A 1,353-nucleotide genomic window follows, 5' to 3' on the forward strand; every position below is an offset into this window, starting at 1 on the left:
CACGATTTTCATGGTTTCTAAGCTTACAGTAATAACCCGTTGAAACAACTCTAGAGGGTAGGCAGGATTTCCAACCGTTTCAACGGCATAACGATTGGCATCATTCACAATACCGCTCTTTTTATCAGTCTTAACACATTGACGCCCCATAACCCATTCAAGAGCGGGCTTGCCATTGACGATATACTCATATGCTTCAAGAGGTATATCTGTCATGGTAATATTGCTATTGTAAAAAACGGTGGATTTATCTTTCTCTTTACCTGCTTTTGCGAATTTCATTTCAGTCACATAATAGAATTTTTCTGGATTAGAGATGTCTGTTAGTTTTGGATTACCCTTTTTAAAGTTCACAGGATAAGGCTCTATATCTTCATAATTCACGTGCAAATGACCCAGTTCACGCCCTGCTGTCACAAACTTCCAAAAATCATCAGCACTCTTTACATAAGGAATACGAGGCAGTTCTTTAGAGAGATTATCAGCATAACGAACACGGTAGTCTTTTGAATGAAGTAAACCATAAACATAATAGAAGAGATCATCTTTAGTGATAGTCTCATGAGGATAAGCGGCTTTAAAATGTTCTAACCCTTCATCAGTAATGGCATCACGCCGTTGTAAATCAACCGTTTCATCTTTCTCTATAGAGCTTTCGAATAAATGAGACTGCTTTTTATGTTTATCTTTTGAATCCATAGCTTCTTCATAAAAGTACCTTGGAAAACATTGACCAGTATCTATTGTATGCAAATTAGGTAAAGTATTCGTCATGAGTACAGAAAAACCCGATTGAGTTCCAGTACCTGTAATTTGTATGACTTTATTTTCAACTGCTCGTTCTATCGGGAATATTCTAGGCATTTGAGAAATTCTATCATTGAAGGCACGATTATAATAAAGCCACTGTTTTGTAAAAGGACGATATAGGCTTTGAAAATGCGGTAATCTTCTGAATGAAGTAAACCGTAAACGTCATAAAATGTATTGTTTTTTGTTATAGTTTCAGTAAGATATGTAGAGAGATGCTTCTTAAATCTATTTTTATACTCTTGTCGTGTTTTTTCTTTTTGGCTTCTTATCAGGCGACAATAATGGAGTATTTTTTGTTGTTTCAAATATGTAACAGTTCCAATAAATCAGATATATTCTGTGAATAAGAGGCTTTACTTTATCCTCGAAATGATATCATATCCAGCACCTTAAAATTAAGAAGCGTATAGTGCGTATGATTGTCATTTTATAGTGTCATTGTAAAATCTTCAAAAGCGGGGGGGACTGATATGGTTTGCACGACCAAAGCAGGTATATACAGGACAGTCTATACCTTTCTCTTAGATTTTATAAGTATTG

1 pseudogene is annotated in these 1,353 nt (G+C 35.2%); it reads right to left on the bottom strand.

Going from position 1 to position 1,353, the window contains the following annotated elements:
• A pseudogene (locus tag BN338_RS12125) lies at positions 1-936 on the bottom strand (type ISP restriction/modification enzyme); the annotation flags it as partial.
• Positions 937-1,353: the final 417 nt, after the last annotated feature.

Source organism: Bartonella queenslandensis AUST/NH15 (assembly GCF_000312585.1).
GTDB classification, from domain to species: Bacteria; Pseudomonadota; Alphaproteobacteria; order Rhizobiales; family Rhizobiaceae; genus Bartonella; species Bartonella queenslandensis_A.